A 24,579-nucleotide genomic window follows, 5' to 3' on the forward strand; every position below is an offset into this window, starting at 1 on the left:
CAACATGACAAAGCTGGCCGAAATACTTCACGTACACCGCGGCACTATAAGCCGCTTAAAAAACGACATTAAATGTGAGCATCACATCGTCGTTAACGGCGTTCTGATGACGTCAACACGAATCAGGGGAAGCGATGAAGCGTAGCCCGACGCAGAAAGCCATCGATAACCTGATATTCCAGCCCACAAAACTCTCCCGCAATAAACCCAAGCCGATACCAATAGCCTCAGAGGTCGAAACCTATGATGCCGTCCGGCTATTGCGTAAACGGAAATATGACTGCATGAGGATGAGGCGCATATGACAGCTTATTACAACGAATTTGACCCAAAAGCAGCAGCATGGCTACGGGAATTAATTAAGCAAGGCCACATCGCAGATGGCGTGGTTGATGAAAGGAGCATTACAGATGTCAGACCTGAAGACCTTACCGGATTCACTCAATGTCACTTCTTCGCTGGAATCGGTGGGTGGTCATATGCACTGCGTCTTGCAGGGGTCCCCGATGATTACCCCTGCTGGACAGGATCACCACCGTGCCAGCCCTTCAGTGTCGCAGGAAAGCAACTCGGACAACTCGACGATCGCCACCTTGCCCCCACATTCATGCGGCTCGTTGAGCAGTGCAAACCTTCAATCCTCTTTGGCGAACAAGTTGCGGCAGCGATTAGAAAACACTGGCTCGATGATTTATTCACTGAGCTGGAAAGACAAGGCTACGCCTGCGGGTCGGCCGTATTGCCAGCGTGCAGCGTCGGTGCCCCGCATAAAAGAGATCGAGTTTTCTTTGGCGCCATTAACGAACTGGCCCACGCCGACAGCAAACAACGGCACTGGCGCGGGAATATCGGGGCGACAAGGGGGCATGAATTTGCAGACAGCAGCATCAATGGCGACATGGCCGACACCAACAACAATCGACAACCCGCAGGTTCGCGGGGAGGGAAAAGCTGCAGGAACGTCTCGCGGGACGACGTTGGGCGGCGCGGTTCGACTGATAGACAAGCCAATCAGAGCCCTCGCAATAACTGGTCAGACCCTGATTGGCTCAGCGGCAGGGATGGAAATTTTAGGCCAGTTGAACCCGGCACATTCCCGCTGGCTAATGGGATTCCCGCCCGAGTGGGACGCTTGCGCGGTTACGGCAATGCCATCGTCCCACAAGTAGCTGCAGAGTTTATCAGAGCATTTCTCGATAGCTTGGCAGAAACACCCTGCACAGCCTGCGGCTTCCCCTCAACTGACGGGAAACTCTGTGACTCCTGCGATGAACTGTACAGCGCAAAGAGCCCAAACTTTTATGATCTGGGAGGTGATGATGAAGCAAACGAAATTGACTAAGTCATCCCGACGACGATGCAAAATATGCCGTGAATGGTTTAACCCACGATTCCCTAACGAATGGTGGTGCAGTCCGGAACATGGCACTGCATACGCACTAATGCTCAGACAGAAGGAAAAGTTAAAGCAGGAGCAGCAAAGGAAGAAAGAAGCGCAGCAGGAAAGACGTCACCACCAAATACGCAAACTCGAAGTAAAACCCCTCAGCTATTTCCACAGCAAAGCCCAGGCAGCATTCAATCAATTCATCCGCATCAGAGACGCTGAGCAGCCCTGTATTAGCTGCGGACGTCATCATGAGGGTAAGTATGATGCCGGGCATTATCGGACGCGTGGAGCCTCTCCAGCAACGCGGTATGACGAGACAAACTGCCATAAGCAATGTGTCCCCTGTAACCAGCACCTGTCCGGAAACATCGAGAACTACACGCCGAACCTTATCGAAAGAATAGGGCAGGAAGCGTTCGATGTTTTGATGGGGCCGCATCCGGTGAAGAAATGGACCCGGGAAGAGCTGGAAGAACTGGCTGCGCGTTACAGGAAGAAAACCAGAGAGCTGATTAAACAGCGGGAGCAGCAATGAACCTCGAAAACGCCGTTAAATTTCACAGCCCCAAATCCCCGCAATTCACCGACTCCCCACGGGCAACCGCATCAGAGGCATTAACCGGCACTGATGTTATGGGAGCGTTCGGAATGGTACAGAGTCGCTCTGCACTCGGATTCACAGCTTTCAGCGGCAAAATGGATCTGAGTGAGAACGACAAACGAAAGGCTATTCAGTTACTGACACAACACGGATTAAAGCATTGCGACAAGGTGGCCGCCTTACGCAAGCTTGAAACCAAGGTTAAGGGAAAAGTGGTGCAAACACTCGCAACTTTCGCCTTTGCTTCATGGTCACGTTCTGCGGCAACGCCCGGGGCCAGGTGCAAAGACTGTCACGGAACCGGTCGCGCATGTGATCGGGAGAAGACAGAGGAGAGCGGGGTATTCACTGAAAAGGAGTGTAACCGATGTTCCGGGGAGGGTTACACCCGACTGCCGGCCGTATCAGCTTACAAGGCCATAAAATCCAATATCACTGATAAGCAGTGGCGCTATGAGGTGAAGCGTTATTACGAATCACTGATATCGGAGCTGGACAAATCTGAGAGTCATGCCAATTGTATGTTACGACTGGTAACCACCTCTTTTGACGACATTAGCAAAAAACAAACGATTGCAATTGACTAAATGGCGGAAATTGGGTAAATTTGACTCCCATGATGGAAGATCTTTGCTTAACGAATTTTTATCAGCTACCTCGCCTCGGCGAGGTTTTTTTTATGTATTACTTTCATGTTATGAAATCAGGGCTATACTTTTTTTGAATCACTCATTACCTCTCCATCATGTTATTACCCTGAAATGCAGTACTCTCTCTTAACCCCGCGTTTTGCGGGGTTTTTTTTATCCTGAATGGGATACGCTTCGACGATTTTGTGACGCTGGTCAAACTCCTTTTATCTGAGGTATCCAGAAACTTGCATGGTTTTCAAGCTGTTCTACGTTATGTAGTGTATGACTCATACTTTGTTCCCTTCTTGTGTGTTTTTGCCCGCGCCTGGTGCGGGCTTTTTTTTATGCATGAAAACAATTATCCAAAATGATGAGATGTCCACACTGTAAGCACAGTTCCCACACCAGAAGCAGTCGTTACCTCTCTGACGATACGAAAGAAACTTACTACCAGTGCCAGAATATTTTCTGCTCCTGCACATTCAAGGCAATTGAAAGAGTAGTCAGAGTCATATCAGGCCCTTCAATTTCACCCTCTGCCGATTCATAACACGTTAAAACATCCTCTCTGAACTGAAGCGCTAACGGCAGCGGGTGAATCCCCTACACCTCAATCCCCGTTCGGGGGTGACTATGAAGAAACAGACTATGAGCGAAAGGCCGGACACCTGGGCTGCGATGCTCTCATGGCTGGCCACGCACAGAAATGAGGCAGGTTACTCTGTCCTGGCCTTTGTCATGTCGATCCTCGCAACGTCACGGAATAAAAAAGCACGATGGACAGACAGAATCGCCGGCGCACTGATGTGCGGCATTCTCTGCTTCTTCGCTAAACCGACATTAACCGCCATCTGCGCGATATTTCACTGGAATTTTCCGCCTGAACTCTGCTGGCCGGTATCTGCGGCAGTCGGGTACATCGGTGTTGATTCCCTGTTTGCATTTGCCCGCCAGAAATTCGGCCTTAACGACAGCAAGGAGGAAGCAGATGCTGACGGCAACTAATTTCCAGTCCGCCACCGGTGTCGGTGATTATCTCCGCGATGTCTGGTTCCCGAATATTAACGCGGCGATGAATAAGTTTGGCATTACCAACCCGTACCGCCAGGCACACTTTCTCGCACAGACCGGGCACGAATCGGGAGGGTTTGCGAAGATCGAAGAAGGTTTGAATTATCGCTATGGTGTGCTGCTGGCAATGTTTGGCAACCGAATAAGTCAGGCTGATGCACTGAAATACGGCAGAGTTGATGCCGGTACCAATGCTCACCCGGCTGACCAGCCGATGATAGCCAACATCATCTACGCCAACCGGAATGGGAATGGTGATATTGCCTCGGGTGACGGTTACCGGTTTCGTGGCCGCGGGTTAATTCAGATTACCGGTCGCAGTAATTATCAGGCCCTCGTTAACCATCTGGGTGTCGATATCATCGCAGACCCTGACCAGTTAACCACGTATGCACTGGCTGCTGAGTCTGCCGCCGCATGGTGGAGTAATCACGGCCTGAATGCCCTGGCTGACAAAGATGATTTGCTGGCTATTACCCGAATCATTAACGGCGGCACTAACGGCCTGGACGACAGAACAGCGCGGCTACTGAAAGCTAAGGGGGTTTTATGCTCTGGCTGACACTGCTCGTAAAATCCAAAGCGATTTACACCAAGCTCCGCAATAACGCCCACGTCATCATCCCATGCTTATTCATCCTTCTCGTCTGCGTTGCTCTGTGGGGGCTGAATACCAGCAATCACCAGTTAACCGCGACAAACGAGCGACTGGAACGACTGAGCGACAGCAAAGATGCTCAGATTAACGAGCTGCAGGATAAAAACGATGACCTGGCTGACGGTGTGCAGAAGTTAACTGCTGCCATCCAGAAGCAAAACGTAATCATGTCTGATGTGCTCCAGCAACGGGCAGATGCAGACCATTACAATAAGGCGCTACAGAGTGAGATTAAAACCTACCTGCATTCGGACCAGTGCGCTCAGTCTGCCATTAATCGCGATGCTGTTGACCGGCTGCGTCAGGCAGCAGAAGCAAACGGAGTACCGGACAGTCACAGTACCGTGTCTGCCGATCCCGGCAGAGCTGACAGCCCCAATCACTAAACCCGCAATCCCTGACACCTTCATCTATGGCGACAGCGTCATGCTGAATGCTGAGTTATTCGGCTTGCTGAATCAGGCGAATATCGACCGCCAGGCGATCAGGAACATTGAGGCGCAACGAAAATGAAATTCATCACCTGGCTGAAAAGCCTTTTTAACCGAGAGAAAGAGAAAATGTCAGATCAATCCGTAGTACAACCAGAAGCAACACAACCCGCCGCTGCTCAGCCGGCAGCAGAAACCGCACAACCAGCAGTAGCTGAAGCAGCAGTTAAACCAGAAACCGGCATTGTGGCGACAGTTGAGCGCGACCTGGGACAGTTCTACAGCATCGTTAAAGAGCTGGAAGAAAAATACGGCCCTGAGTACATCGAGTTTGCAATCGACTTTGCCAAAGCGGTAAGCGCGAAGCAGAAGTAATCAGAACAGAGGCCATTACGGTGGCCTCGATTGTGATTACCCGACAAGTAATTTCACTACCCGAAGCCCACTTTAACCGGTGGGCTTTTTTATTGGCGCCATGCCCGGCGCATTAACCCACCGCAGAGTCTTCTGGAAACAAGCCTCGGAGAAACGCCGTTATAGGTGGTGACCTCTCTGTGGGCGTCGTTTCTGGGCAACGAGGCTCGTTTCTAAAGGAAATCACCATGCAATATCCAACAGTAAAAGTTAATGGGATCTCTGTTCGTGTAGACGAAGAAGGGCGATATAACCTCAACGACCTCCACGCTGCGGCAGTAAAAAACGGAGAGGCTACGGAGTCTCAGCGACCAAGCGTATTTTTACGAAGCGCCCAAGTTAAACGCTTTGTTAAGGCCTTAAAGTCCAAAGCACTAAAAAATGCTTTGGAACAAAATCAACCACTTATAGTTATACACGGTGGTGATAATCAAGGGGCGTGGGGCGTAGAGATGATTGCCGTCCGATATGCGGCATGGATAAAGCCCGAATTTGAAATTGACGTCTACAACACGTTCATTGAAAGCAGAACCAATGCACTGGATATTCTTAACCAGCTTAACCGCCTGGATTACCTGATATCTGGCGAAACCAAAGAGATAAGCCAGTGCGCAAGCAAAATGGGTAAATGGGGATCGGGCGGAAGAAAAGCGCTACTGAATGACGCGCGTCAAAACCTTATCGACCAGATAGACCCTGACATGGTGGCTCTGATGGAAAAGTCAGTTGTGTGACCCGCAAAAATTCGCGGGTTAACCCGAGAGCCACTATCACAACGGCTCTCAGAAATTTGCAGATCAGCAATCATCAGTTAGAACGGAGGGGTTGAAAGTCTCTGACTGCAAATTATCCCCTGAAAACCATATGCAAACATAAATATCTTGTTGTTCATTGTAGTGATTTACGGTCATTACAGGGCCACCAGATTTTAATTGAACTGTAGTGCCAACTTCAAAATTCTCGTGCATGATTCCTCCAAAAATATTGGTAAAGGTTTAGCAATCCATATTTACGGCAATGCTATTACACAATATTGATCATTCATAAGCAAAACTAAAGAGAAAATTATGGCAAAGCCGGATTGGAGCGAGCTTCAAGATCGGTTCCTGTCCGAACATGCCGAATCCGGCGTATCACCGAAAGAGTGGTGTGAGTCGCAGGGGCTGAACTATGCAACTGCTCGCCGATATATAAAAAAAACTGCGCAGAGTGCGCAAAAAAGTGCGCAGCGTAAAACGCGCAGTGCGCAAAAACAGGAATGCGCAGAAAAGCTGATTGGAGATAATGGCCTGTCTGACCAGGTACGCTTGTTTATCGTGGAATACCTGAAAGACCAGAGTGCAACCCATGCAGCTATTCGTGCCGGGTACAGCAAAAAGACTGCGGCACAGATTGGTTACCAGTTGCTTCAGAAACCTTCAATCTCTCAAGCCATCGCCGAACAGCAGAAGAAATCTCTCGCACGAACCATCGGAACAGCTGACGAAATCCTTTCCCAGATGTGGCAATTAGCAACCTTTGACGCCAACGAGCTATCGCAATATCGCCGTGGCTGCTGCCGTCACTGCTGGGGCATAGACCACAACTACCAGTGGACCGAATTCGAATACCGGCAGGCTGCTGAAAAAGCGGAGCGGATGGGTAAAGAGCCGCCTGATGACTCCGGTGGCCTCGACTACAACCGCACCATTGACGCCAACCCTGACTGTCCTGTTTGCAGTGGTGAAGGTGTAGGTCGCGTTTACATGCAGGACACCCGCAAGCTGTCTCCGATTGCCCGACTGGCTTATTCCGGCACCAAAGTCACGAAAGGCGGTATCGAGGTAGTCAGCATCAGCCGTGAAAAGATGTTTGAAGCCATCATCAAACGGATGGGCCTGTCTGATAGCGAGATTGCGCAAAAACTACAGCAGCTTGAGCTGGAACGCAGGCAACTTGAAATTGAAAAACTGCGCAAGGAAATCAGTGCGCAGGGAAGTGATCAGCCGATAACACGAATGGAGGTGGTAATTGTCGGGGAGAACAATCAGAACGACCCTGACCCCGCCGCAGGGTAAGTTTTTTAGCCTCCAGTGCAAATATCCGGCCTTTGTCGGTGGCTTCGGTACCGGTAAGACGGAAACTATGGCGGTGAGCGCGTTCCGTGACGCCAGCCATTCATCTGACGCACTGATAGCGATGTATGAACCGACCTACGACTTGATCCGCTTAATCCTCGCGCCTCGCATGGAGGATAAGCTCAGTGAGTACGGCGTCCGGTACAAGTACAACAAATCTGAGAACATCATTTACACCTCGTCACCGGGCATTGGTGACTTTGTTCTGCGCACGCTGGATAACCCGGCGCGTATCGTCGGTTATGAGTCCTACCGCAGCCACATTGACGAAATCGACACACTGAAAGAGCAACACGCCACTGATGTGTGGATCAAGGTGATTGCCCGTAACCGTCAGCGACCCAACGGATTACCTGACCCGTTCAACCGGGTGAGCGTCTACACCACGCCGGAAGGTTTCCGGTTCGTGTACAAGACGTGGAAGCGTAACCCTAAGCCTGGTTACGAAATGGTTCAGGCCAGTACCTACAGTAACCCGTTTTTGCCGCCGGATTATGCTGATACGCTGCGCAGTTCGTATCCTGTGCAGCTGATAGAAGCCTATCTGAACGGCGATTTTGTCAACCTGACCAGCGGCACGGTGTATCACTGTTATGACCGGAAACTGAATGGCAGCAGCGAGGTTGTCACCGGCAACGAACCGATTCATGTCGGCATGGACTTCAACGTCGGCAAGATGTCGGCCATTGTCCATGTTCTTCGCGGTGAGCTTCCTCATGCAGTGGATGAAATTACGAGCGGCTACGATACGCCTGACGTGATTAAGACGCTGCAAAACCGGTTCCCGGTAAACAAGGTGCATGTCTATCCCGATGCCAGCGGTAACAGCCGCAAATCAGTCAACGCCTCTGAAACAGACCTCAGCCTGTTGCGCACTGCCGGTTTTACAGTCCATGTGAACGGCACTAACCCGTCAGTGAAAGACAGGGTGAACTCGGTGAATGCAATGCTGCTGAATGCCGAAGGTGATCGCCGGTATCGCATAAATGCCGACAGGTGTCCGGTGTATGCCGAATCACTCGAACAGCAGATTTGGTCACCCAATGGCGAACCTGACAAAACAGCAGGCTTTGACCATACGAATGATGCAGGCGGTTATTTCATTGTGAAGCGATTCCCGATCATCAAGCCAACTGGCAAAGTAACTCAACTCCGGATGTAAACCATGGCAGATATTTCTACACCCAATCTCGACTACAACGATATGTGCGAGGCGTGGGACATCAATGATGCGCTCATGGGCGGTACGCTGGAAATGCGCCGCCAGGGTGAAATCTATCTCCCGCGCTGGCCGAACGAAGACCAAAAGAGCTACAAGCAGAGACTCTGTGCAGCAACGCTTCTGCCTGCCTACGAGGAAACAATCAAACAGAACATTGGCCGCATCTTCGCTGAGCCGACTGTACTCAGCACATCAACGCCGCCGAAAATACAGGCGCTCGCTGAAAACATCGATATGGAAGGCAACCGGCTCGATGTCTGGGCGCAGCAGTTCTTCAGCATCGCGTTTCAGTACGGGCTGGCTCACGCCCTTGTCGACTATCCGAAAACTGACACGACTGCGGTGAAAACCCGTGCCGATGAACAGCAGTCCGGCGCACGGCCATATGTCACCATGCTGAACCCGCGGCAAATCATCGGCTGGCAGTCTGCTATTCAGGGCGGAAAGGTCGTATTGACCGATCTGCGTATCAAAGAAATTGTCGTTGTTGAAGGTGACGATTTCGGGCAGGAAAAGGTTGAGCAAATCCGGCACATCATGCCTGGGAAGGTAGAGATTTACCGAGCACCGATGGGTGATGACGGGGCAAAAACATGGGTCATGGTCGACCAGTGGGAAACCAGCCGGCAGGATATACCGCTGATAACGCTATATACCAAACGCATCGGCTTCATGCGCGGCGCCCCGCCACTGCTTAACCTGGCGCACCTGAATATCAAACACTGGCAGTCACAATCGGAGCAGGACAACATTCTGCACGTTGCCCGCGTTCCGCTACTGTCGGTCTTCGGGCTGACGGAAGGTCAGGAGCTGACTATCGGCTCATCATGTGCAACGCAATTCTCTGACCGCTCAACTCAAGGCATGGAGTATACAGAGCATTCCGGAACAGCTATCGGCGCAGGAAAAACCTCTCTCGACGACCTGGAAAACCAGATGCGTCAGGCCGGGGCAAAGCTCGTTCGCGCACAGAACACGTCCACCAAGTCTATTGAGCAGAACCATTCCGAGCACATGCAGGAAAACTCGCCGCTTTACACCATGGCGAATTCACTGGAAGACGCGCTGGATAACATTCTGCAGATTATGGCTGAGTGGATTGGCGAGAAAGATGGCGGAAATGTCGATATCAGGACTGAGCTGGATGTTTCCACGCAGACCTACGATGCACCGTCGGCGCTTGCGGTTCAGGCTCTGGAGCAGGGCGGTATTATCCGCAAAATTGACGCCGTCATGACGCTTCAGGCGCTTAAATTCATCGACCCGGACGCAGACCCGAATGATGTCGTTGACCAGCTGAACAACCTGCCGGTCACGATGACGCCTCCGCCTGCTGCCACGCCACCAGTGACGCCGGAATCAATAGCGAGCATGACCGATGACGACAGCCAATGAGACGCTACGTGATGAATACATCGCTCACGCCATATGGGTGAGCAGATTCGGGACCGGTGTTGCAAGCAGGATGGTCAATATCCTCAATGAGAGCGACGCAGAGCTTACGGCGCGATTACTGGTCGCAATGGATGGTCTGAGCGCGAGTAACTTCACTGTGACGCGTCTGGAGGCTTTACTGGGCGGTGTACGCTCTGTCAACTCTCAGGCAGTCAGCGCAATGATGTCCGGCCTCAATGATGAAATCCATCAGCTTGCCTTGCATGAAGCAGGTTATCAGCTCGATCTCTTTCACCACGCAATACCTGATTCGGTGCTGGCATTGCACCCGCTGACAGGCATTCATCCGGATGCGCTTTACGCGGCCACAATGGCAAGGCCATTCCAGGGGCAATTGCTGAGTGAGTGGGCGTCGAATCTGGAAGCCGACCGGATGACCAAAATCCGCAACACTGTACGACAGGGTTTTTTGCTCGGCGATACCACTGAGCAGATTGCGAAAAAAGTCCGCGGTCATGCGAATAACGGTTACAAAGACGGCGTTTTACAGGTGAGCCGGGCAAATGCTGCCAGCATCGCTAAAACAGCGGTAGGGCATCTCGCAGCAACAGCCAGAGACAGCTTCGCATCGGCTAACGATGACATCATGAAAGGCAAGCAATGGCTGTCGACGCTGGATAACCGCACAACGCCGGAATGCCGCATTCGTGACCGTCTGAAGTACACGCTGGATAACAAGCCCATCGGTCACAAAATACCGTATCTGCAGGGCCCCGGAAAACTTCACTGGTGCTGCCGCTCGACTGAAACCTACATTCTCAAATCTGCCGCAGAACTCGGCATTGATATCAGAGAAATCCCGCCATCAGCCCGCGCCAGTATGGACGGTCAGGTGCCGGGTGATACGGATTATCAAAGCTGGTTTGCCCGGCAGTCATATGGCCGGCAGAAACAGATTGTCGGTGAGAAACGTGCGCGGTTAATGCGGGATGGCGGTATGAAGCCGGACGCTTTCTACAGCGATAACGGGGAATGGCTGACGCTTGCACAGCTAAAGGCTCGGGACGCCACGGCGTTCGATAAAGCAGGAATCAATTAACAGGGTCACTTCGGTGGCCTTTTTTTATGGCCGCAATCCGGATGGTGAGTGGCGCAACGGTCGGATGACCAAACCAAAGGTATAAGCATGAAACTGAAAACAGTAGAAGTGAACGGTCAGCAATTCGCAGCTCTCGACAACAACGGCTTGCCGGTGTACGTCCATGACGACGGAAAAGAAATCGGCTTTGATGCTGCACAGGCTATCGGGAAAATCTCGGCACTGAATGGCGAGGCTAAATCTCACCGTGAAGCGAAAGAAGCGGCAGAATCCAGCCTGGCGAAGTTCTCCGGTATCAGCGACCCATCAAAAGCGCTGGAAGCTCTGGATATGATGACCAAAATCGACCAGAAAAAGCTGATCGACGCCGGTGCAGTTGACCAGGTTAAGGCAGAAATCACCAAATCGTTTCAGGCCCAACTGGAAGAAGCTACGAGTCGCAGTAAGGCTCTGGAAGGTCAGCTCTATGACGCGAAGATCGGCGGCAGCTTTGCAGGCTCCAAGTTCATTTCCGAAAAGATGGCAATCCCCTCTGATTTCGTTCAGGCCCGCTTTGGTCAGTCATTCAAAATCGAAGACGGCCAGGTCGTTGCCTATGACGGCAGCGGTAACAAAGTTTATTCCCGCTCCAAGCCTGGTGAACTCGCCGGATTTGACGAAGCGCTGGAATACCTGGTCGAGCAATACCCGCAGAAAGACCACATTCTGAAAGCCAGCGGCAATAATGGCGGCGGCTCTCAGACCTCGCAGCATGCAGTCGGACAGAAGACCATCAAGCGCTCTGCGTTTGACTCAATGGACGCTACCGGCAGGCAATCTGCACTTAAAGACGGCGTAACCATCGTCGATTAATCCTCATTTGCCACTCCCCGGATGGGGGCTGGCGCAGGCTCTGGATAGGGCATCACTCAACCTATTTAATTTTAAGGAAATCCCAGTGAATACGCTCACAAACTTAATTCCCACTATCTATACCGCTCTGGACGTCGTATCACGCGAGCAGGTCGGTTTTATCCCTGCTGTCGCCCGTAACTCCAAAGCTGACGCTGCGGCAAAAGGGCAGTCAGTCACCGCGCCAGTAGCTCCGGTCGCAACCACTGTTGACATCACGCCGGGTGCAACCGCACCGAATGACGGAGATCAGGACATTGGTAGCGTTAACGTGCAAATCACCAAGTCTAAAATGGCCTCGGTCAAATGGAACGGTGAAGAACAACTGGCTATCGGCCCATCCGGTACCTACAACACTATTCTGGCTGACCAGTTCAAGCAGGCATTCCGCGCGCTGGCGAACGAAGTCGATGCCGACCTTGGTGCGCTGTATCTGAACTCGTCCCGCGCAGTCGGTACAGCAGGCACTACACCGTTCGGCGTAAAAGAAGACCTCTCCGATGCGGCACTGGCCCGTCAGGTGCTGGAAGACAACGGCGCACCAACTACCGACCTGCAAATGGTACTTGGTTCGGCGGCTATCGCTAACCTGCGTGGCAAACAAGCTGTGCTGTTCAAGGTAAACGAGGCAGGTACTGACCAGCTTCTGCGCGAGGGCGTCATTGGCAGCCTGGAAGGTTTTAACCTGCATAACTCTGCCGGTGTGGCGAAAGCCGCAGCCTCTGTTGCAACGGGCTATCAGGTAAATGGTGCCAAAAACGAAGGTGATGTCATCATCGCGGTGGACTCCGGTACTGGCGGTATCCTGCAGGGCAATGCAGTGAAATTTGCGGGAGATGATAATACCTATTTGGTAGTAGCGACGACCGCAACAACCATCACCCTGGCAGCCCCCGGCCTGCAGCAGGCTCTGGCTGATAATGCTGAAATCACCGTTATCGGCGGATTCACTGCCAACATGGCATTTGACCGCAATGCGTTCCTGCTGGCTGCCCGTACTCCGGCAATGCCACAGGGTGGTGATACTGCTGATGATGTGATGAACGTCACCGACCCGGTTTCCGGAATTACCTTCCAGGTGGCGCTGTACCGTCAGTACCGCCAGGTGCGCTATGAAGTTGGCCTGGCGTGGGGTGTGGCATCTATCAAGCCTGAACACGCGACTATCGTTCTGGGCTAATAGCTATTCCTGACATGGGGCTTCGGCCCCTTTTTTAATGGAGGGCTTATGGCCGGACTTACAAAAGAACAGCGGGCGCAGCGCGAGGCTGAAAAGGCTCAAAGCCAGCAGGAGTTTGTTTGCATGGTGACAGAGTTTCCTGCATTTGAAGGTGCGCCAACGCGGGCCGACGTGCATCCGGAAGAGGTTGAAGCCTGGAAAGCACATGGCTGGAAAGTCGGGGTGTAATCATGATCACCTTCATCACGACGGATGATGTCGATACCACTCTCGGCAGCACATGGGCTGATGCCAGCGCCAAAGCAAAAGCTGTCCTGATGGCAAATACCTGGCTCAACGGCGCTTCATTACGTCTGCCGCATGACAGGGTCACACATGAGCTGATTATCCCTGATGATGTGAAAGTTGCCGGTGCTTATGTGGCGCTTGCGGCTGCAAATAACGGCCTGTATCAGCAAAAGACTGATTCCGGAGCAATCCTGAGCAAGTCGGTTGATGCAAACGGCGTCAGCGTGTCAAAGACCTTTGCTGACCTGTATGCGAACAGCGCTGCTCTGCTGGACTCAAACCTGCAACTGGCAATGGCAATGCTCAAACCCTACGGGCTGAGTACGTCGCAAATCCGGATTGTGAGAGGCTGATATGGGGATGCGTGACGATTTGCAGGCAGAGCTTGCAGAGGCATTTAATAGCGCAGACTGGCTCGGTGATGCCGTAAATGCGTTTGCCGGTAGTTATGTCGTGGCCGGTGAAGTTGATCCGGTTACAGAAGCGTCGACCAGTCAGACGGTGAACTATTCCGGGCGCGGCGTGCTGTCAGGTTACAGTCTGAACCGCATTGATGGCGTCAATATCCTGCATGGTGACCTGAAGCTCACGGCGCTGACAAATGAAGTAACGGATAAGCCTGCGGAGAATCACGTCATCACGGCTCCGGATCTGGTTACAGGGATTCAGCAGGCGTACAAGGTCGTCACTGTCGGTACAGATGCGGCGAAGGCCACATATTCTATTCAGTTGCGGAGGGCATAGCATGGCGAAAGGCTGGAGTTTTGACCCGTCAGAGTTTGCTGGAATGGTCGAGGATGATGTCGGGAAAAAGCTGAGGGTTATTTCCGTCCAGTTGCTGAATGAGATTGTGCTGACCTCTCCTGTCGGGAATCCCGAACTGTGGATGAGTAAACCACCTCCCGGCTATGTCGGCGGTACGTTCCGGGCGTCAAACCTTGTCAGTGTCGATGAACCTGATTACTCAGAGCCTGCCGGTCCGGATGAGGAAGGCTCCCGCACCATACAGCAGGGGAATGCAGTCATCGCTACAGGCAAACCTTTCTCAGTTATCTATATCCAGTCAAACCTGCCATACAGTGTGGCTCTCGAAAACGGACACTCAAAGCAGGCACCGACCGGCATATATGCCAATGCATTTAACGGAGTAGCGCAGGCCAACAAATGACCCTCACCGAAATAAGAAACGCTGTCATTAAGCGAATGACGGCGCAGGCGGCTATGCCTGCAGGTTCTGTGACCTATCCGAATGACCCGACTTTCGACCCAAGCGGTAAAACCATCTGGGCCAGATTAACAAATCTTCCCGGGATCGCCGGAGCGGTTGAGATTGGCGACGGTCCGGTAGTTCACCGCACAGGGACCATCATCATTCAGTTATTCGTCCCGATCGGGTCGCGCTCACTTCTCATTACCGAAACCGCTGACGCCATCCGCGAGCTGTTCGAGTTTAAGGCGGACGGCGCGCTGGATTACTTCGCTGTGAGTGCAACCGATGCCGGAGAAGCCGACGGATGGGCGCAGATGAACCTTTCCATACCTTACCGCGCTATGTAGCGCTTAACTTCAATAGGAGGCTCCTGTGAGTTCAGGCGCTAAGATTCAAACGGCATATTGCCGTGAAACAACACCAGGCACCACTCCGGCCAGTCCGGCGTGGCTGCTTTTAAAACGCGTCACTAACGGTCTGAAACCCACTCAGAACATGGTAGAGAACGCGGAGATTGGCGGCACCCGCATGGCGAATGGTAAGACCCCGGGAACTACTGATGTCGGCGGTGATGTGGTCTGCAAATACCGTTACGGCCAGCATGATGACTTCCTTGCGTCATGCTTCGGCAATGACTGGGTTGATAACGTGCTGACCATGGGGAATAACCGCATCGCGTTTTCCGTGGCGTCATTCGCCTCAGATATCGGTGTAGCGTCAATTGCTACCGGCTGCCAGGTCGGCACATTTAAGCTGGAAATCCCGAACGATGGTGATTTGCAGGCCACCATTACCCTGGCTGGCCTTGACTGGAACGATAAAGACGACGGCACCAGTTATTTTGGCTCACCAACGGATGCGGCCGGCACACTGCGTTACTCGTTTAAGCAGGTCACGGCAATCAGCCTGAATGGTATTGCCGGCGGTTCAGGTTTCTGTGTGGATACATTTGATATCCAGTTCGATAACGGACTGAAAACGCAGCGCTGTATCGGCACCGGCACCGGCTTTGCCGGCGCGAATATCCCGACGACCTTCACTCCGTCAGGTCAGATCACCTTGTCCTGGTCAAAATCGGCATACGAAACGTGGAAAAAAACGCTGACCGGTGTTGCGATGCCGTTCAGCTTCACAATTGCGAATGATGAAGGCTCTTACACATTCGATTTTCCTTCTGTGCAGGTTGATGGTGACTGGCCTGATGGCGGCAATACCGACATTGTTCAGGTGAAGCTGAACATCACCGGTTCTGATATTCCACCAACCATCACCCGCGCACCGGCCGCAGTAGCAGTTACCGGAATCACCGTGACGCCGACCACTGCATCCGTGGCTGTGGGGTCGACTACCACACTGGCTGCATCGGTAACACCGTCAAATGCCACTGAAAGCGCCGTGTCCTGGTCATCCAGCGATACCACCATTGCAACGGTTGACTCTTCAACCGGTGTCGTGACCGGCGTAGCTGCAGGTTCTGCCACTATCACAGCAAGCGCTGGCGGCGTGACTGCAACATCTGCAGTTACCGTAACCGCAGCATAATAATCCCACCTTTTGCCCGTGGTGTTCTGCGTGACGCTACGGGCCTTTTAACGCAGAGGCACTATGTTAATTATCAATAAACACCTGGACGCTGACGGAACCCGCTGGATTGAGCCGGTAACGGGTCTGAAACTCAAAGTCGGCAGCGTATCAAGTCACGGCTTCAAATCCCGAAGCGCACTGGTGCGCCGCCACATCGATAAGCTGGATAATCTGTTTAAAGCCGGCACCACTGATTTTAGTCTGAATTCTGTGGGTGACATCGACTCGATGGACGATCTGCTGCTGGAAACGTGTGCCGGACACCTGTTGCTTGACTGGGAGGGTGTCGGTGAAGTTGTTGATGGCAAAGAGCAGGCGATCCCTTACACGCCGGAAGCCGGGCTGATTTTCCTGCAACAAAATCCGGAGTTCTACTGGTTCATCCTCAAAGCTGGCTCAGATATTGCCGCCGGTAAAGAAGAACAAAAACAGGATGCCGTGGGAAAGTAATAGCCGCTCAGAAGTGGCTTAACAGGTACTCTGGCCCTGAAGGTGAGCGTAATCGCTGGCGTGAAGAACGTCTGGGTATTAAGCCAAGTGACGAACCTGAAATTGATGAACTGTCAGCGCTGATATTGTCGGCCTATGCCGCTATCAGTCGCGGCAGGCAATATGTCGGCATGATGGCGTCACCGCTTCCATTATCTCTCAGGGACGTTGATACCTACCTGACGTCAAGGCCAGTAACGATTGACCGGGAGTTATTGGAGGAAGCTATTTTCGCCCTTGATGACGTTTACCGCGATGAATGGGCAAGAGATCAGGGTGATGAAGATGGGGGCGAGGATTAGCCCACTCAGGTGGGCTTTAGTAAAAAATCACTTCTTATCAAGGATGCTTTTTAGAAAATCAATGTGACCTCTGAGTATTTCCATGTGTTCTTGTTGAGACCCTACTGAGCTTTCTAGCGCAGATATCGTTTCCTTCTGGCTGGAGATGGTGCCGGTCATTGACTCAATTATCTGGTCTTTAAGATCATTAACTCTGGTGAGGTGGTTTATCTTGTCATTGAAGATCTCAACTTGCTGATTAGCGTCAAGTGAGAACGATTTTTCAATAATATCCAAAATTTCCGCATTCATGGAGCGTCCATTTTGTTGAGCTCGCTCCTGAATTCTTGCCTTAAGTTCGTCTGGGATACGAATCCCAAGTGGGGCTAATTGGCTTGCACCTTTCATGATTTATCCCTACTACAAAACAATCTACATAATGTAGTTAATTTTGGATTGACATGATAGTCACATGGTGTAGCATTAAATCATACATAATGTACGGAGAAGTGTAATGAAAGAGGCAAGAAACATTCCACCGACAGGAATACGTTTTCCTGATTGGCTGAAAGATGCTTTGAAGAAAGCTGCAAGTGATGAATGCAGGTCTTTTAACGGAGAGGTAATTAAACGCCTGGAGCGGAGTTTAAAGGAAGATGGAATCATCAAGGCGTAAAAATAGCGAAGCCCCGCAGTGCGCTAACACTAACAGGGCCTCTATCGAAAATAACCTTGCAGGAAATATCGACATGAACATTGTAGCTAAAACTGATTTTAACTTCCACGGAGTAATGCTGGCACCTGTGAACAATGTGCCGGGCATCTGGCTTACTTCTGCTGATGTGGCTAAGGCACTTGGCTACAAAAGCACAAAATCAATTTCCAATCTGTTTTCGCAGTATGAGGATGAATTTTCTCAGGGAATGACAATGGTCATTGAATCAGTGACCAATGGAATCAATGGTTCCTCGCGCCGCATGAAAGTGCGGGTTTTCTCTCTTCGTGGCGCACATCTGATTGCTATGTTTGCACGTACACCAGTAGCTAAAGAGTTCCGCCGCTGGGTGCTGGATATTCTGGATCGGGAGGTCGCTCAGTCACCGATTGCTAGTCGCTTGACGGATGAAGACATCGTTAGTTTTTGCTACTTGCAGTTATGGATGGAAAAGGCACAAGCCGTATGTAAGGAAATTTACCCTGCCATTAGACAGCTGCGATCAGAGCTTGCAGGAACAATGTATGACCTGGCTAATGAAAGCCGATTTGTCACCCGGCCTACTCGTGAAATTCTTATCCGAGAAATACAGGATTTAGACATGAGCAAAGTAAAAGTCAGAAACGCAGAGGAAATGATTAAACATTTTACAAATGCAGGGAGCTTACATTGATCGGCGTATTGGATGACGCAAAAAGAAAAACCGCCAGGTAGGACTGGCGGCTTACATCAACTAATGATTGGAGATTTAAATGCAACAATCAACATCAACTGCATTAAATGTAGCAAATCCGCACTTAGCTGTCGATCCTGATTTATTCCCAGTGATTGAATGGGCCGGTGTACGGGTGGTGACTACCGATACCTTAGCAAAAGGGTACGGTACAGATGCTATTCGTATCCAGCAGAATCATTTGCGTAACGAATCACGATTTGTTGAGGGCGCTCACTACTTCATCCTGAAAGGTGGTGATCTGAAGGAGCTAAAGAACAGACTATCTTCAAGCGAGTCTGTTGGTAAACATGCAAGATCACTTACCCTCTGGACAGAAAAGGGCGCAGCCAGAATGTCCAAGATTGTCGATACCGATGAAGCATGGTCATTCTTCGAACGTCTTGAGGATTCATATTTCCGCCCCCACTCGTCAGCAGCGTTACCGCTCAGCTATGAGCAGGCGCTGGAAGATTTGCTGATTAAGGTGAAAGAAAACCGTCTACTGACAGAGCAGCGCGATCATGCCATTCAGACCAAAGCCTGGATTGGTGAAAAGCGTGAAGCAACGGCGATGGCCACTGCTTCGGCAGAAAAGCGAAAGGCTAACGCTCTGGCTGAAAAGCTCGGCGAATGTAAAAAGCATGCAGCGGTTCTCGCGGTAGAGAAAAAGCTGAATGCTAAGTTCAAATGGCAACCTCTCCGTAAGTGGTGCCGAGAGAATGAGATAGCGCCTCATGAAGTTGATGATCCGCGATTCGGGACCGTCAAATCATGGCCCCGTGCAGCATGGCTGGCTGTGTATAGCGTAGACCTGAAAAAACTGTTCTGACAACCTACGAAAAAAGTGTAGGTACTTAACACAACCCGCTTAACTGCGGGTTTCTTGCTTCCCATTGCATAAGTTTCCCTTTAGGATTGGTCTTAACTTTACTGGTGGAGAATGGGTGTGGAATTACTACTGATTTGTGCTGTTATTGGCTGTATACCCGCAGCAATAGCAAGCAGCAAGGGACGTTCTTTTGGTCTATGGTGGATATATGGCGCACTTCTTTTCATTGTTGCCTTGATTCATTCACTTTGCTTAAAGAAAGACCACAAAGCAATCGAGCAGGAACAGTTGTCCGAGGGTTTAGTTAAGTGCCCGTATTGCGCTGAAATGGTTAAGCCGGAGGCAATCAAGTGCAAGCACTGCGGAAGCGATCTGACGCCCTCGCCTGTGAAATCTATACTTATGCCCATTGCAAAAATCGACGTCACCAGGAAGCTGGCTGACTCCGTTATCCTCGATGACTTTAAGGTGAGTGAGGTTAGTTCCCAAATGCGAGCAGGCAACGAAAGGAAAAGTGTTCAGGAGTTATTGGATGAATACTCAGGGGAGTTAACAGCGATAAAGGATAAAATTCCGGAGTCTCTGCACAATAAGTTCGATGAATCATTAATTAATCATCTGAATAAGTAAGTTATTTCACTTTTTAAGGAAATAAATTATTGCCCATAACCTCGCTCCGGCGGGGTTTTTTTATGCCCGGAGAAAAGCAAATGGCAGAACAAACATCCCGCCTCGCAGTCATCATCGACAGCTCTGGGGCGCAAAAAAGTGCTGAAACACTGACGAGTGCACTGGTCAACCTCTCTCAGGAGGGTAAAAAGGCAGAGACCGCAACTGATAACCTATCCTCCGCTACCAAAGATTTAAATTCATGGCTGAAACAGGGCCCAAAGGCGGCATCTGATGCTTCAAAGGCAATCGAAGATGAAGCGAAGTCATTAAACTCGTTACTCGAAAAAATCAGGCCGACAAATAAGGCATTGTCTCAACTGGATAGCATGAGCAAGCAGCTATCCCAGTCGTTTTCTAAAGGATTGATTAACGAGTCCCAGTTTAATACTTACGATAAAATTCTGGGTAATTTAGTTGATAAATACGAGAAGGTTGATGATGAACTAACTGGTATAGCCCAGGCTGAGAGAGAAGCTGCAGCAGCTGCTAAAGCCACTCAGAAAGCTCATGAAGCCGAAGCCCTGGCACTCCAAAAAATGCTTGATAAGCTCGACCCGGTGTCAGCATCTGTTCGTCGACTGGAGCAGGATCAGCAATCACTCCAATCCGCACTTTCCTCAGGGAAGATTTCCGGTGATGAATATGACAAATATTCAGAAAGCATAGCCCGTGCCAGAAAAGAGGTTACAGGGGAAGCCCAGGCTGAGCGCGATGCAGCAAAAGCAAGAGAGCAGCAAGAGCAGTCGTTCCAGAGGATGCTGGATAAAATCGATCCTGTTTCCTCAGCCCTCCGTAACCTGGAGAAACAGCAGAATGACCTGTCAGCAGCTCTGTCCAGTGGCAAAATCAGTGCAGATCAATATGGGCTTTACGCCCAAAAGGTAGACGATGCCCGCCGTGAAGTTAACGGAGAAGCCCAGGCCGAGCGGGACGCAGCAAAGGCACATGACGCACAGGTCGCATCACTTCAAAGGCTGGTAGCTCAGCTTGATCCGCTTGGCGAATCGTTCAGAAAGTTATCCCAACAGCAGCAGCAGCTTGATGATGCTAAATCTTCCGGGATGCTATCCACAGACCGTTACACTGAATTATCTGCAGCTCTGACCAAAACCAGAGATGAATTGCAAAAAACTGCTGAAGTGTCACACACCACAGCTCATGCAATGCAAATGCTGCCGATGCAAATGTCTTATATCTTAAGCGGCCTTGCCAGTGGCCAGTCGCCGTTTATGGTTCTGATCCAGCAGGGCGGCTGGCTTACCGGAATGTTTGGCGGGCTCGGGGCCACTATCAAGGGCGTTGGCGCGTATGTCGCAGGGTTGGTAAATCCTTTTACAGTGGCGGCTGCAGCCGTTGGCGTTCTCGGGCTTGCGTATTATGAAGGGGCCGCAGAGCAGGAGGAATTCCGGAAATCCCTGATACTCACCGGTAACCAGGTTGGAAAGACATCCGGCCAGTTATCAGAAATAGCTGCCACCATCAGCACTGCAACAGGAACAACTCAGGGGCAGGCGGCATCGGTTATTAATCAGGTAGTATCGGCTGGTAATATCGCGGGCGACTCTCTACAGAAAGTCTCTGCGGCAATCGTCAGCATTAGTGATGCAACCGGACAGGCCACTGATAAATTAGTCTCCGATTTCAGCAATATTGCCAATGACCCGGTAGCGGCGATCACAAAACTGAACGACCAGTACCATTTCCTTACGCTGGCGACCTACAACCAGATTAAGGCGCTTCAGGACGAAGGCGATCAGCAGTATGCCGCGAAGGTTGCTAATGACGCCTATGCCAACGCGCTAACCCAGAGAGCAGGAGAGATTAAAAACAGTCTGGGTACACTGGAAACCATCTGGAATTCAGTTGGTGAGGCAGCGAAGGGGGCCTGGGATAGCATGTTGGATATTGGTCGTGGCCAGACGCTACAGCAGCAGATAGCTAATGTCCAAAAGCAAATATCCGATATTCAAGGCAACGTAAAGCCCGGAGCCTTTGGGTTGGGAGGGGTTGGTGATGACGGGGTTCAGAATAAACAACTTGCGGCTCTTAAATCTCAGTTGTTATTTTTGCAAAGTCAGGCCACGACCCAGGATGTTTTGAATGGATTTGTCGATAAGCACAACCAGGCGCAGCAGGCCGGTATAAAGGCGCAAGAGTACATTGATAACCTCCAACAACAATCCCTGTCTAATGCTGAAAAAAGGACTAAAGAGCAGAACCTGCTCACCGAAGCCCTGAAGAAGACTCGTGCTGCGGGTACGAGCATAAGTGCTGCTGAAGAAGCACAACTTCGCCAGGACATAGACAATAAATATAAAGACCCTGCCGCACCGAAGCAGCGCCAGGGGAAAGCCTACACCGAAGACGCCGGTAGTCGCCTGCTTGAGCAAATTAATCAGCAATCAGCAGCACTGGTATCGCAACTGAATACGACTGAAAAGCTATCTTCCGTAACTCAGCAGCGAATTAAGTTTGAACAGCAGATCGCAGACATTCGTCAGAGAGTAGCCCAAAACCAGCCTATAACTGCAGACCAGCGTTCGCTTCTCAGTCAGCAGTCTGAAATTGAGCAGGCATATAAACGGCAGGAAGCACTTCAAAAAAGTGTCACCACTCTGGATGACTACCGGAAGATGATGCTGGAAATTGAGCCTAAAGAGCAGAAGCAGAATGACACCCTGCAGAAGCGGCTGAAAATCCTTCAGGATATGGTGGCGCTGAAAAGGTTATCTCCGGAAGAAGCAGGGAGTCAGGCAGGGGAAATTATAGGTAAGTCAGCGCTGCCGGATGCTGTAATTCAAGGTGTCAATGCGGCGGGCGGCACCCTCAAGTCAGGAGCAACGAACAGTGATTTGTCTGACCAGGGTAATGGGATGTTCGGTATTAAGTCTGATCCACAGCTTGAGACTATCCAAAAGCTGAAAAAAGCGCAGACAGCGTATGCATCGTGGCTTAATGAGCAGGAAAAGGCCATTAACCAGTCCTCTTTCGGTAATGAAAAACAACGTCAAGACAGGCTTGCTGCCTTGAAACAGACAGGAACTCAGAACCAGATAAAACTCAGCACAGCTTTGCATGTGTCTGAAATGAGTTCCGCTGAAACCTCGTTTAGCACTATCACTGACTCAATGGGAACTATGTTCGGACAGCAGTCAGGGATGTATAAAGCCGCGTTTGCCACACAAAAGGCATTTGCTATTGCTCAGGCAGGAATACAGCTACCCATGGCAATGGCTCAGGCCATGGCTAACCTGCCGTTTCCAGCCAACTTAGCCGCGGTTGCCAACGTTGTCGCACTGATGAGCACCATCACCTCAAGCATCACCAGTGTCGCCGCGAACGGCTTCCAGTCCGGAGGGTATACCGGTAACGGTGGCGTGAGTGATATTGCCGGTGTTGTTCACGGACAGGAGTTCGTTATGGATGCTGCGGCAACGAAGCGGATCGGCGTCAGCAATCTTGAAGCCATTCGCAGGAACGGGCTGGATGCCACTCTGTCACGGTCAGGTTTCGGGACTGGCGCTAAAAATGTCAGTAATAACCAATCAAATGTGACGCATTTAACGGTTCAGGCACCCCCGATCACTATCAATGGTAACCCCTCTGATTCAACCATCCAGCTTGTGCAGCAAGCCGCAAAACAGGGTGCTCAGCAGGGTTACAAGATGGTCGCAGGAGATCTGGCTGCGGGAAAGGGGCAAGTGCATAAATCACTGACTGCCGGATATAACACTTCAAGGAGAACAGGTTAATGGCAGACATATACTATCCACACCAATATCTGCCATTACCTCAGCAGGATGGCTATGCGTTTCAGCCTGTCAGCCCGCTCCGGCGCACAGACCTTACATCCGGTCGGGCGAGGCAGCGCAGGTTGTATACCTCAACTCCCACCCAGGCGTCAGTGACCTGGCTGTTTACCACTGACCCGCAATGCCAGGTCTTTGAGGCGTGGTTCCGGGATGCTCTTACAGACGGTGCATCCTGGTTCTATATGCGCCTGCAGACTCCGGTCGGTACCAAGGACTATAAATGCCGGTTCACGGATATTTATCAGGGCCCGACGCTGGTTGCGCCGATTTACTGGCAGTACACCGCCACGCTGGAATTGTGGGAACGACCGTTGCCGCCGCTTGGCTGGGGTAATTATCCGGAGCTGCTTATCGGCTCTGATATCATTGATATCGCCATCAACAAGGAGTGGCCGCAGGCATGACAGTATTAAACCGGCTCTATGCATCGTCCGGCCCGGAAGTGCTGATTAACACTCTGCAAATCAATGTAGGCGATGACGTTTATTATCTCTGTCAGGGGTATGACGACATTGTCGCTACAGACGAAAGTGGCAATAGCCTGACGTTTACTGCATGCGCTATGGATGTCGCGCTGCCGGCCAGAAACACCGACGGTACGCAGGATTTGAATATAGCGATCAGCAACGTTGACGGGATTGTGTCCACTACTATCCGGAATGCTCTGAGCTCTCTCAACGGAGCGACAGTGACATACCGGCAATACATTTCCACCGACCTTTCAGCACCGTCATCAACGCCTTACACCATGGCTATCAAAACAGGCCAATGGACTTCACTGCAGGTGCAAATCACCGCTGGTTACATGAACTGGCTCGATACAGCGTGGCCGCGTTACCGGTACACGCTTCCCGACCACCCCGGGCTTCGTTACATCAGCTAA

33 protein-coding genes and 1 pseudogene are annotated in these 24,579 nt (G+C 51.2%); 32 read left to right on the forward strand and 2 right to left on the reverse strand.

Annotation, left to right across the window (positions count from 1 at the left end):
• Nucleotides 1–4 precede the first annotated feature (4 nt).
• The 11 genes from JK223_RS17125 to JK223_RS06595 all read left to right on the forward strand — a co-directional run bounded on the left by JK223_RS17125 (nt 5) and on the right by JK223_RS06595 (nt 5,931).
• On the forward strand, nt 5–145 hold the full coding sequence (locus JK223_RS17125; RefSeq protein ID WP_371813070.1) for a hypothetical protein: 141 nt from the start codon (nt 5–7) through the stop codon (nt 143–145).
• Complete coding sequence (locus JK223_RS06550; RefSeq protein WP_212713401.1) at nt 135–305, forward strand: NinE family protein; 171 nt, start codon at nt 135–137, stop codon at nt 303–305. The genes JK223_RS17125 and JK223_RS06550 overlap by 11 nt, the downstream gene beginning before the upstream one ends.
• Nucleotides 302–1,342 carry a DNA cytosine methyltransferase gene (locus JK223_RS06555; RefSeq protein WP_212713402.1) on the forward strand — a complete coding sequence of 347 codons (1,041 nt, stop codon included), beginning with the start codon at nt 302–304 and terminating at the stop codon, nt 1,340–1,342. Before JK223_RS06550 ends, JK223_RS06555 begins: the two co-directional genes overlap by 4 nt.
• The gene (locus tag JK223_RS06560) at nt 1,317–1,925 is read left to right on the forward strand and encodes a recombination protein NinG (RefSeq protein ID WP_249213502.1); all 609 of its coding nucleotides are present in this window, start codon (nt 1,317–1,319) and stop codon (nt 1,923–1,925) included. The genes JK223_RS06555 and JK223_RS06560 overlap by 26 nt, the downstream gene beginning before the upstream one ends.
• Nucleotides 1,922–2,578, forward strand: a complete 657-nt coding sequence (locus JK223_RS06565) for an antitermination protein (RefSeq protein ID WP_212713403.1) — start codon at nt 1,922–1,924, stop codon at nt 2,576–2,578. Before JK223_RS06560 ends, JK223_RS06565 begins: the two co-directional genes overlap by 4 nt.
• A gap of 412 nt (nt 2,579–2,990) precedes the next feature.
• Entirely contained in the window at nt 2,991–3,173 is a 183-nt protein-coding gene (locus JK223_RS06570; protein WP_212713404.1) for an ogr/Delta-like zinc finger family protein, read from the forward strand.
• An 83-nt stretch (nt 3,174–3,256) separates the two neighbouring features.
• Nucleotides 3,257–3,628, forward strand: a complete 372-nt coding sequence (locus tag JK223_RS06575) for a phage holin, lambda family (RefSeq protein WP_212713405.1) — start codon at nt 3,257–3,259, stop codon at nt 3,626–3,628.
• Nucleotides 3,612–4,256 (forward strand): glycoside hydrolase family 19 protein, encoded by a 645-nt coding sequence (locus JK223_RS06580; protein WP_212713406.1) that lies wholly within the window; start codon nt 3,612–3,614, stop codon nt 4,254–4,256. The genes JK223_RS06575 and JK223_RS06580 overlap by 17 nt, the downstream gene beginning before the upstream one ends.
• On the forward strand, nt 4,244–4,738 hold the full coding sequence (locus tag JK223_RS06585; protein WP_212713407.1) for an Rz lytic protein: 495 nt from the start codon (nt 4,244–4,246) through the stop codon (nt 4,736–4,738). Before JK223_RS06580 ends, JK223_RS06585 begins: the two co-directional genes overlap by 13 nt.
• Before the next feature lie 123 nt (nt 4,739–4,861).
• On the forward strand, nt 4,862–5,158 hold the full coding sequence (locus JK223_RS06590) for a hypothetical protein (RefSeq protein ID WP_212713408.1): 297 nt from the start codon (nt 4,862–4,864) through the stop codon (nt 5,156–5,158).
• A gap of 227 nt (nt 5,159–5,385) precedes the next feature.
• Nucleotides 5,386–5,931, forward strand: a complete 546-nt coding sequence (locus tag JK223_RS06595; protein WP_212713409.1) for a KilA-N domain-containing protein — start codon at nt 5,386–5,388, stop codon at nt 5,929–5,931.
• A 63-nt stretch (nt 5,932–5,994) separates the two neighbouring features.
• On the opposite strand, the gene JK223_RS17130 is transcribed toward JK223_RS06595, so the two are convergent.
• Nucleotides 5,995–6,165, reverse strand: coding sequence for a DUF2158 domain-containing protein (locus JK223_RS17130; RefSeq protein ID WP_212713410.1), 171 nt, complete (start codon nt 6,163–6,165; stop codon nt 5,995–5,997).
• Between the two features lie 99 nt (nt 6,166–6,264).
• Between JK223_RS17130 and JK223_RS06605 the strand changes: the two genes are divergently transcribed.
• The 14 genes and pseudogenes from JK223_RS06605 (at nt 6,265) to JK223_RS06665 (ending at nt 16,633) form a co-directional block, all read left to right on the forward strand.
• A complete protein-coding gene (locus JK223_RS06605; RefSeq protein ID WP_212713411.1) occupies nt 6,265–7,254 on the forward strand; it encodes a terminase small subunit in 990 nt (329 codons plus the stop codon).
• The gene (locus JK223_RS06610) at nt 7,208–8,476 is read left to right on the forward strand and encodes a terminase large subunit domain-containing protein (RefSeq protein ID WP_256437072.1); all 1,269 of its coding nucleotides are present in this window, start codon (nt 7,208–7,210) and stop codon (nt 8,474–8,476) included. The genes JK223_RS06605 and JK223_RS06610 overlap by 47 nt, the downstream gene beginning before the upstream one ends.
• A 3-nt stretch (nt 8,477–8,479) precedes the next feature.
• A complete protein-coding gene (locus JK223_RS06615) occupies nt 8,480–9,931 on the forward strand; it encodes a DUF4055 domain-containing protein (RefSeq protein ID WP_212713413.1) in 1,452 nt (483 codons plus the stop codon).
• Nucleotides 9,915–11,030, forward strand: coding sequence for a phage minor head protein (locus tag JK223_RS06620; protein WP_212713414.1), 1,116 nt, complete (start codon nt 9,915–9,917; stop codon nt 11,028–11,030). The genes JK223_RS06615 and JK223_RS06620 overlap by 17 nt, the downstream gene beginning before the upstream one ends.
• 87 nt (nt 11,031–11,117) lie before the next feature.
• The gene (locus tag JK223_RS06625; protein ID WP_212713415.1) at nt 11,118–11,882 is read left to right on the forward strand and encodes a DUF6651 domain-containing protein; all 765 of its coding nucleotides are present in this window, start codon (nt 11,118–11,120) and stop codon (nt 11,880–11,882) included.
• Between the two features lie 79 nt (nt 11,883–11,961).
• Nucleotides 11,962–13,101: a P22 phage major capsid protein family protein gene (locus JK223_RS06630; protein ID WP_212713460.1), complete on the forward strand. Its 1,140-nt coding sequence runs from the start codon at nt 11,962–11,964 to the stop codon at nt 13,099–13,101.
• Nucleotides 13,102–13,149: 48 nt separating this feature from the next.
• Complete coding sequence (locus tag JK223_RS06635; RefSeq protein WP_025901403.1) at nt 13,150–13,329, forward strand: hypothetical protein; 180 nt, start codon at nt 13,150–13,152, stop codon at nt 13,327–13,329.
• A 2-nt stretch (nt 13,330–13,331) separates the two neighbouring features.
• The gene (locus tag JK223_RS06640) at nt 13,332–13,742 is read left to right on the forward strand and encodes a protein singed (RefSeq protein WP_212713416.1); all 411 of its coding nucleotides are present in this window, start codon (nt 13,332–13,334) and stop codon (nt 13,740–13,742) included.
• Nucleotide 13,743: 1 nt separating this feature from the next.
• Nucleotides 13,744–14,133 (forward strand): glutamate 5-kinase, encoded by a 390-nt coding sequence (locus JK223_RS06645; RefSeq protein WP_212713417.1) that lies wholly within the window; start codon nt 13,744–13,746, stop codon nt 14,131–14,133.
• Between the two features lies 1 nt (nt 14,134).
• Nucleotides 14,135–14,557: an HK97 gp10 family phage protein gene (locus tag JK223_RS06650; RefSeq protein WP_212713418.1), complete on the forward strand. Its 423-nt coding sequence runs from the start codon at nt 14,135–14,137 to the stop codon at nt 14,555–14,557.
• Nucleotides 14,554–14,946 (forward strand): phage tail terminator-like protein, encoded by a 393-nt coding sequence (locus JK223_RS06655; protein ID WP_212713419.1) that lies wholly within the window; start codon nt 14,554–14,556, stop codon nt 14,944–14,946. The genes JK223_RS06650 and JK223_RS06655 overlap by 4 nt, the downstream gene beginning before the upstream one ends.
• A gap of 25 nt (nt 14,947–14,971) precedes the next feature.
• Nucleotides 14,972–15,889, forward strand: a pseudogene (locus JK223_RS06660) (phage tail tube protein); the annotation flags it as partial.
• A gap of 12 nt (nt 15,890–15,901) precedes the next feature.
• Nucleotides 15,902–16,141 carry an Ig domain-containing protein gene (locus JK223_RS16910; RefSeq protein ID WP_371813071.1) on the forward strand — a complete coding sequence of 80 codons (240 nt, stop codon included), beginning with the start codon at nt 15,902–15,904 and terminating at the stop codon, nt 16,139–16,141.
• Nucleotides 16,142–16,204: 63 nt separating this feature from the next.
• Nucleotides 16,205–16,633, forward strand: a complete 429-nt coding sequence (locus JK223_RS06665; RefSeq protein WP_212713421.1) for a hypothetical protein — start codon at nt 16,205–16,207, stop codon at nt 16,631–16,633.
• A 368-nt stretch (nt 16,634–17,001) separates the two neighbouring features.
• Here JK223_RS06665 and JK223_RS06670 read toward each other — a convergent pair whose 3' ends face one another.
• Complete coding sequence (locus JK223_RS06670; protein ID WP_212713422.1) at nt 17,002–17,361, reverse strand: Arc family DNA-binding protein; 360 nt, start codon at nt 17,359–17,361, stop codon at nt 17,002–17,004.
• 106 nt (nt 17,362–17,467) lie between these two features.
• Here JK223_RS06670 and JK223_RS06675 point away from each other — a divergent pair, with 106 nt between their 5' ends.
• The 7 genes from JK223_RS06675 (at nt 17,468) to JK223_RS06705 (ending at nt 24,579) form a co-directional block, all read left to right on the forward strand.
• Nucleotides 17,468–17,629, forward strand: coding sequence for an Arc family DNA-binding protein (locus JK223_RS06675; protein ID WP_212713423.1), 162 nt, complete (start codon nt 17,468–17,470; stop codon nt 17,627–17,629).
• Nucleotides 17,630–17,702: 73 nt separating this feature from the next.
• A complete protein-coding gene (locus tag JK223_RS06680; RefSeq protein ID WP_371813069.1) occupies nt 17,703–18,341 on the forward strand; it encodes a BRO family protein in 639 nt (212 codons plus the stop codon).
• Between the two features lie 79 nt (nt 18,342–18,420).
• Nucleotides 18,421–19,212, forward strand: a complete 792-nt coding sequence (locus JK223_RS06685) for an ORF6N domain-containing protein (protein WP_212713425.1) — start codon at nt 18,421–18,423, stop codon at nt 19,210–19,212.
• A 117-nt stretch (nt 19,213–19,329) separates the two neighbouring features.
• On the forward strand, nt 19,330–19,842 hold the full coding sequence (locus JK223_RS06690; protein ID WP_212713426.1) for a zinc ribbon domain-containing protein: 513 nt from the start codon (nt 19,330–19,332) through the stop codon (nt 19,840–19,842).
• An 80-nt stretch (nt 19,843–19,922) separates the two neighbouring features.
• Nucleotides 19,923–23,636, forward strand: a complete 3,714-nt coding sequence (locus tag JK223_RS06695) for a phage tail length tape measure family protein (RefSeq protein WP_212713427.1) — start codon at nt 19,923–19,925, stop codon at nt 23,634–23,636.
• A complete protein-coding gene (locus JK223_RS06700; RefSeq protein WP_212713428.1) occupies nt 23,636–24,100 on the forward strand; it encodes a hypothetical protein in 465 nt (154 codons plus the stop codon). Before JK223_RS06695 ends, JK223_RS06700 begins: the two co-directional genes overlap by 1 nt.
• Complete coding sequence (locus tag JK223_RS06705) at nt 24,097–24,579, forward strand: DUF1833 family protein (RefSeq protein ID WP_212713429.1); 483 nt, start codon at nt 24,097–24,099, stop codon at nt 24,577–24,579. Before JK223_RS06700 ends, JK223_RS06705 begins: the two co-directional genes overlap by 4 nt.

Origin of the sequence: Tatumella sp. JGM118, assembly GCF_018257515.1 — a bacterium.
GTDB lineage: Bacteria > Pseudomonadota > Gammaproteobacteria > Enterobacterales > Enterobacteriaceae > Tatumella > Tatumella terrea.